Annotated in this window: 6 protein-coding genes; all 6 read right to left on the bottom strand. The window is 66.4% G+C overall.

What is annotated here, in order from left to right; genetic code table 11:
- Nucleotides 1–129 precede the first annotated feature (129 nt).
- The 6 genes from UNPA324_RS25230 to UNPA324_RS25205 all read right to left on the bottom strand — a co-directional run bounded on the left by UNPA324_RS25230 (nucleotide 130) and on the right by UNPA324_RS25205 (nucleotide 6,254).
- Nucleotides 130–1,209 carry an isocitrate/isopropylmalate dehydrogenase family protein gene (locus UNPA324_RS25230; RefSeq protein ID WP_141936499.1) on the bottom strand — a complete coding sequence of 360 codons (1,080 nt, stop codon included), beginning with the start codon at nucleotides 1,207–1,209 and terminating at the stop codon, nucleotides 130–132.
- A gap of 135 nt (nucleotides 1,210–1,344) precedes the next feature.
- Complete coding sequence (locus UNPA324_RS25225; protein WP_128916895.1) at nucleotides 1,345–2,412, bottom strand: alcohol dehydrogenase; 1,068 nt, start codon at nucleotides 2,410–2,412, stop codon at nucleotides 1,345–1,347.
- Between the two features lie 75 nt (nucleotides 2,413–2,487).
- Nucleotides 2,488–3,459: an ABC transporter ATP-binding protein gene (locus tag UNPA324_RS25220; protein WP_141936497.1), complete on the bottom strand. Its 972-nt coding sequence runs from the start codon at nucleotides 3,457–3,459 to the stop codon at nucleotides 2,488–2,490.
- Nucleotides 3,456–4,448, bottom strand: coding sequence for an ABC transporter ATP-binding protein (locus UNPA324_RS25215; protein ID WP_141936495.1), 993 nt, complete (start codon nucleotides 4,446–4,448; stop codon nucleotides 3,456–3,458). The genes UNPA324_RS25220 and UNPA324_RS25215 overlap by 4 nt, the downstream gene beginning before the upstream one ends.
- Entirely contained in the window at nucleotides 4,445–5,317 is an 873-nt protein-coding gene (locus UNPA324_RS25210) for an ABC transporter permease (RefSeq protein ID WP_141936493.1), read from the bottom strand. The genes UNPA324_RS25215 and UNPA324_RS25210 overlap by 4 nt, the downstream gene beginning before the upstream one ends.
- Nucleotides 5,304–6,254 (bottom strand): ABC transporter permease, encoded by a 951-nt coding sequence (locus tag UNPA324_RS25205; protein ID WP_128916891.1) that lies wholly within the window; start codon nucleotides 6,252–6,254, stop codon nucleotides 5,304–5,306. Before UNPA324_RS25205 ends, UNPA324_RS25210 begins: the two co-directional genes overlap by 14 nt.
- Between the last annotated feature and the right edge of the window lies 1 nt (nucleotide 6,255).

Raw genomic sequence — 6,255 nt, 5'->3', positions numbered from 1 at the left:
CGGCGGTCCGGGCTTCTACGGCCCGCGTCCGTGGGGCTGGCGCCACCGCCACTGGCGCCGCTGGTGAACGAAGGGGCCCGGGGGCCCCTTTTCTTTTGAGGTGATGTGGTGCTGTTCCTCGACCGCAGCTCAAAGCGCCGCGAGCACCGCCTTCGTGATGTCGGCGGTGCCGTTACTGCCGCCGAACTCCATCGGCTTGATGCCGCCGGCATAGACCTGGTCCACGGCCCGCTCGATCGTCTCGCCAGCTTCCGCCGCGCTTTCGACGCCGTGCTTGTCGGCGAGCCAGTCCAGCATCATCGCCGCCGACAGGATCATGCCGGTGGGATTGGCCTTGCCCTGCCCCATGATGTCAGGCGCAGTGCCGTGACAGGGCTGGAACACGGCGTATTTGTCGCCGATGTCGGCCGACGGCGCCATGCCGAGGCCGCCGATCAGGCTCGCGGTGATGTCGGAGACGATGTCGCCGAACATGTTCTCCATCACCATCACGTCGAAATCCCAGGGGCGCTTCACCAGCATTGCCGAGCAGGCATCGACATAGAGCCGGTCGGTCTTCACGCCAGGGTGCTTCTTCTCGATCTCGTCGAAGATGCCTCGGAAGAATGCAAACGCCTTGAACACGTTCGCCTTGTCGACGCAGGTCAGCATCCCCGGCTTGCCGCGCGCCTTGCGCCGCTCGGCCAGGCGAAACGAAAACTCGAACAGACGCTCGGAGGTCCGACGCGTGATCACCATGGTCTCGCGCGCGTCCTCATGGGTGACGACGCCCTTGCCCATCGAGGCGAACAGCCCTTCCGTGGACTCGCGGATGACGACGAGATCGATGCCGCGCTGGTCGGCACCGACGATCGGGCTCGGCACGCCCGGAATGAGGCGCGCGGGCCGCACGCCGGCATAGAGATCGAAGATGAAGCGCAGCTCGATCTGCGGCGCGATCTCGGTATTGTCGGGGTAGCGCACCGACGGCAGCCCGCAGGCCCCGAGCAGGATAGCATCCGCCTCCTCGCACAGTCTGATGGTGGTGTCAGGCATCGACTTGCCGGTCGCCAGATAATTGTTGGCACCGGCGGGCGCCTCGGTGAAGCGGAAGCCCAGGCCCGACTTATCGCCGACCTTGCGCAGCACCTCGATGGCCGGCGCCATGACTTCAGGACCAATGCCGTCACCGGCGAGCACGGCAATGTGGAAGGCGTTATTTGCGGACATGGGGGTTCCTGCGCGAAGGTCAAAATGATCTCGTCATTGCGAGGAGCTCTTGCGACGAAGCAATCCAGACTGTCTCCGCGGAGGGGCTTCTGGATTGCTTCGCTGCGCTCGCAATGACGACGGAGAGAGCGTTCGTTACGGCGTCAGCACCGTGCGCCCGACCACTGCGCCCTGCTGCAATTGCACCAGCGCCTCGTTGGCCTTGGCGAGCGGGGCCGTCGTTACCGGGATCGGCGGCACCTTCTTGGTGCGAACGAGGTCAAGCAGCTCCTGCGTTTCGCGCAAGTTTCCGACATAGCTGCCCTGGATCGTGATCGCCTTGATCGGAATCAGCGGCAGCGCCCAGGTCGCGCCGCCGCCGAACAGGCCGACGATGACGAGCTTGCCGCCCTTGGTGAGGCAATCAAAACCGAGCTGCGTCGTCGCGGCGTTGCCAACGAGGTCGATCACGGCCCGGATCGGCCCGCCCGCTTTCTTGGCAAGCTGCTCCAGCGCATCCGGTGCCTTGGGGTCGACGGTGGCGAGCGCCCCAGCTTTCTCCGCCGCCTCGCGCTTCCTGGCGTCGATATCGACCATGATCGCACCCTTGCCGCCCATCGCCTTCAACAGCGACAGCGCCATCAGGCCGAGACCGCCCGCGCCGAACATCACGATCGGCGTGTCGAAATGCTGCTCGACCTTCTTGAGCGCGCTGTAGGTGGTGACGCCAGAGCAGGCATAGGGCGCGGTCGTCGCCGGATCGAGCCCTCTCAGATTGAGCAGATAACGCGGATGCGGCACCAGCATGTGATCGGAATAGCCGCCGTCGCAATAGACGCCGAGCGAGCGCGGGGTCAGGCACATGTTCTCGTCACCGCCAAGGCAGGTGGCGCACTTGCCGCAGCCGATCCAGGGATAGACAAGCCCGACGTCACCGATCTTCAGGTCGCCCTGGTCGGTGGGCTTCACGTCGGGACCGAACGCCAGAATTTCGCCAACCGTCTCGTGCCCCATGGTCAATGGCAGGCTGATGCCGCGGTCCTTCAGCGACAGCGGCTTGCGGCCGTGGCCGAGATCGTAACCGCCTTCCCAGATGTGGAGATCGCTGTGGCAGACGCCGGCCGCCTTCACCTTGATCAGCACCTGCGTGCCCGACGGTTGCGGCGTCGCCTCGTCGAACTCCTGCAGCGGCGCCTTGAAATCGGCAACCTTGAAACTCTTCATCGGCATCCTCCCGCATGCTTCTTGTCGCCGCGCCAGCATGCCATGGCCGGCAAGACGAGACAAACCGGTCTTAGTTCAGGCCAGCGGATGATGGCAAGCCGCGAACTGGCCGGGTGCGATTTCGCGCAACTCCGGTATCTCCGCGCTGCATCGCTGATCGGCCCGCAGGCAGCGGGTGCGGAAGCGGCAGCCGGACGGCGGCGCAATCGGCGATGGCGGCTCGCCGGCTGCCACACTCTCGGCGGGACGAACGTCCGGATCGGGCACCGGGATCGCCTGCAACAGCAGCGCCGTGTAGGGATGCGCGGGGTTTGCGAACAATTGCTGGGAAGGGCCGACCTCGCAAAGCCGGCCGAGATACATCACCGCGACGCGGTCGCTGACCGCTTTGACCACCGCAAGATCATGCGCGATGAACAGCAGCGTCAGGCCGAAGCGTGTCTTCATCTCCTCCAGCAGGTTGAGGATCTGCGCGCGGATGGAGACGTCGAGCGCCGAGACCGGCTCGTCGCAGACAATGAATTCGGGATTGAGCACCAGCGACCGCGCGATGCAGATGCGCTGACACTGCCCGCCGGAGAATTCATGCGGCAGGCGGCCCGCCACGAGATCAGGATCGAGCCCGACCGCGGAAAGCACCTCGTGAACCCTGCGCTTGCGCTCTACGGCATCCTTGATGCCGGCAATAATGAGCGGCTCGGCCACGATATCGCCGATCCGCCGGCGCGGGTTGAGGGAAGCGATCGGATCCTGGAAGATCAGTTGCACCCGGCGGCGCATCTTGCGCAGCGTCTCGCCCTCCATCGCGGTGAGATCCTCGCCGTCGAACAGCACGCGCCCGGATTTGGCGCGGCGCAACTGCAGCACCGCGCGCCCCAGCGTCGACTTGCCGCAGCCGGATTCGCCGACAAGCCCCAGCGTCTCGCCGCGCGCGACCTGAAGGCTGACGCCGGAGACGGCATGCACCGTCTTGTTGCCCAGGCCATATTCGACGACGAGATTGTCGACGTTCAGAAGCGGCGCTTCCGGGACTGCAAGCTGCATCATGCGCCAACTCCTTCCGCCAACTGGATGGGATGGAAGCAGGCGTAGAGGTGATCAGGCATCTCGGCGCTCGTCAGCGCGGGCTTGGCCTCATGACAGCGCCCCGTGGCATAGCGGCAGCGCGGCGCAAAGGAGCAGCCACGCAGCGGCCGGGTCGGATCGGGCGGACGGCCGGAGATGGCAGGCAGCGGCGTGTGCGGCGCGGCGTCCAGCTTCGGGATCGCCGCCAGCAGCGCCTCGGTGTAGGGCATATGCATGCGCTTGAACAAGACCGAGGTCGGTGCGCGCTCCACCACCCTGCCCGCATACATCACCGCGACCTCGTCGGCGCGGCCGGCAACGACGCCGAGATCGTGGGTGATGATGATCATCGCCATGTGACGGCGGCGCTGCTCGCGCGCGAGCAGATCGAGGATCTGCGCCTGGATGGTGACGTCGAGCGCCGTGGTCGGCTCGTCCGCGATCAAGAGCTTCGGCTCGCAGGACAGCGCGATCGCAATCGCGATGCGCTGGCGCATGCCGCCGGAACATTGATGCGGATATTGCGTGAGCCGCTGCTCCGGCGCGGGAATGCCGACGGCCGCCAGCAGCTCGATGCTGCGCTTGCGGGCCTCCGGAGCATCGAGCTCGAGATGCTCCTGGATCGTCTCCATCAACTGCGTGCCGATGGTGAGAACCGGATTGAGCGAGGTCATGGGGTCCTGGAACACGACTGCGAGGTCGCGCCCGCGCAGGCGCCGCAGGCTTTCCGGCGCGAGCCGCGCCAGGTCCTGGCCGTCGAACATCACGCGGCCGGTGAGCTTTGCCTTCTTCGGCAGCAGCTGCAGCACCGCGCGCGACAGCATGGTCTTGCCGCAGCCGGATTCGCCGACGATGCCAAGCGTGCGGCCCGCCTCCAGCGACAGGTCGACATGATCGACCGCGCGCAAATTGCCGCGCGGCGTCGGCAGCTCGACCGCGACGTCCGCGATGGTCAAGAGCGGGCTGCTCACAGCGCCCCCTGACGCGGATCGGTCAGCGCCCGCAAGGTGTCGCCGACCAGATTAAAGGCCAGCACGGTCACGAAAAGTCCGGCCGCCGGCAGGAACGCCAGCCGCGGCGCGACGTCGAGGCTGTCGCGCCCCTCCCCGATCATGCTGCCCCAGCTCGCCATCGGCGGCGGCACCCCGAGGCCGAGAAAGGACAGCGCACCCTCGACCACGATGGTGACGGCGACGCCGAGCAGGAAGAAGGCGAGCAGCGGCAGGACCACGTTGGGCAACAGCTCGCGCAAGAGGATGCGCGCATGGCTGGCGCCGAGCGCCTCGGCCGCGATGACGAATTCCCGCCGCGCCAGCGTCAGCGTCGCTGCCCGCGCCACCCGCATGAAGGCGGGAATGCCGAGCACGCCGAGGATCAGGGTGAGGTTGGGGACGGACTGGCCGAGATAAGCGGTCACGGCGAGCGCGAAGATCAGCGGCGGGAAGGCGAGCAGCACGTCCATGCTGCCCACCACCAATGTCTCGAACCGGCCGCGGAAATAGCCGGCGAGCAGGCCAAGCGCGCCGCCGAGCGTCAGACCGATCATCGGTGCGATCAGCCCGACCGTCAGCGACGTCCGCGCGCCAAAGATCAAGCGGGCCAGCTCGTCGCGGCCGAGCCCGTCGGTGCCGAGCCAGTGCTCGGAAGAGAACGCCGCGCGACGCTCCAGCATGTCCATGTCGACAGGGTTCTGCAGCGGCAGCACCGGCGCGAGGATCGCGAGCGCAAGGATGATCGCGAGCCAGCCGCTCGCGATCCAGAACAACAGGCCAAGCTTGCGCTTGCGCCTGACCGGCGTGGACGTCGCCTCGTCTCGAATCGAGAGCTCAAGCGTGGCCATGGCGGATCCTGGGGTCGAGCACGGCGTAGAGCATGTCGACGATGAAATTCACGATGACGAAACCACTGGCAACCAGCAGCACCACGCCCTGGAGAATGACGAGGTCGCGGGTGTAGATCGCCCCGACCAGCAGCCGGCCGATGCCGGGCAGCGCGAAGATCGATTCCACGATCAGCGTGCCGCCAAGCAGGCGTCCGATATTGATGCCGGTCACCGTCACCAGGGTCAGCGACGACGGCTTCAGCGCATGCACGAACAGGATACGCGCGGGCTTGAGGCCCTTTGCTTTTGCGAGCGCGATATAGTCCTCCTGCAGGGTCGCGATCATGTCGGAGCGCAGCACCCGCATGATGCCCGGCCATTCGGCGAGGGCCAGCGTCAGCGCCGGCAGCACGAAGAAGCGCAAATTGCCGAGCGGCTCCTCGGTGAAGGGCACATAGCCAGTCGCGGGCAGCCAATGCAGCTCGACCGCGAACAGGTAGATCAGGAGGATCGCCACCAGGAAGGACGGCATCGACAGCATCGCGAACGCGCTGCCGGTCATGAAGCGGTCGAAGGCGTCGCCGGCACGTGCGGCACAGGCAATCGCGACGGGAACACCGATCAGGAGGCCGATGAATTCGGCCATCAGCATCAATTGCAGCGAGACCGGAATGCGCTCGGCGACCGCCTGCAGCACCGTCTGCCCGGTGCGGTACGAGCGGCCGAGATCGCCCTGCAGGACGTGGCCGAGCCAGCTGAGATAACGCCACCACAGCGGCTGGTCGAGCCCCATGTCGCGGCGCAGCGCCGCGACATTCTCCGGTGTCGCCTGATCGCCGAGGATGACAAGAGCGAGATCGCCCGGCAGCAGCGAGGCAATCAGGAAAGTCAGCAGCGAGACGGCGAGCAGCACCGGCAGCATGGCAAGCAGCCGCCGGACGACGAAGTTCAGCATC

Origin of the sequence: Bradyrhizobium sp. UNPA324, from assembly GCF_006658635.1 — a bacterium.
In the GTDB taxonomy this organism is placed as follows: Bacteria; Pseudomonadota; Alphaproteobacteria; order Rhizobiales; family Xanthobacteraceae; genus Bradyrhizobium; species Bradyrhizobium nanningense.
The sequence above is the reverse complement of the archived record's forward strand: the minus strand, read 5'-3'. Positions and strand labels throughout refer to the sequence as shown.

What these genes read in the sequence shown, in the direction of transcription:
- UNPA324_RS25230 (WP_141936499.1), bottom strand. Translation starts at nt 1,209, where the DNA reads ATGTCCGCAAATAACGCCTTCCACATTGCCGTGCTCGCCGGTGACGGC.
- UNPA324_RS25225 (WP_128916895.1), bottom strand. Translation starts at nt 2,412, where the DNA reads ATGAAGAGTTTCAAGGTTGCCGATTTCAAGGCGCCGCTGCAGGAGTTC.
- UNPA324_RS25205 (WP_128916891.1), bottom strand. Translation starts at nt 6,254, where the DNA reads ATGCTGAACTTCGTCGTCCGGCGGCTGCTTGCCATGCTGCCGGTGCTG.
- UNPA324_RS25210 (WP_141936493.1), bottom strand. Translation starts at nt 5,317, where the DNA reads ATGGCCACGCTTGAGCTCTCGATTCGAGACGAGGCGACGTCCACGCCG.
- UNPA324_RS25220 (WP_141936497.1), bottom strand. Translation starts at nt 3,459, where the DNA reads ATGATGCAGCTTGCAGTCCCGGAAGCGCCGCTTCTGAACGTCGACAAT.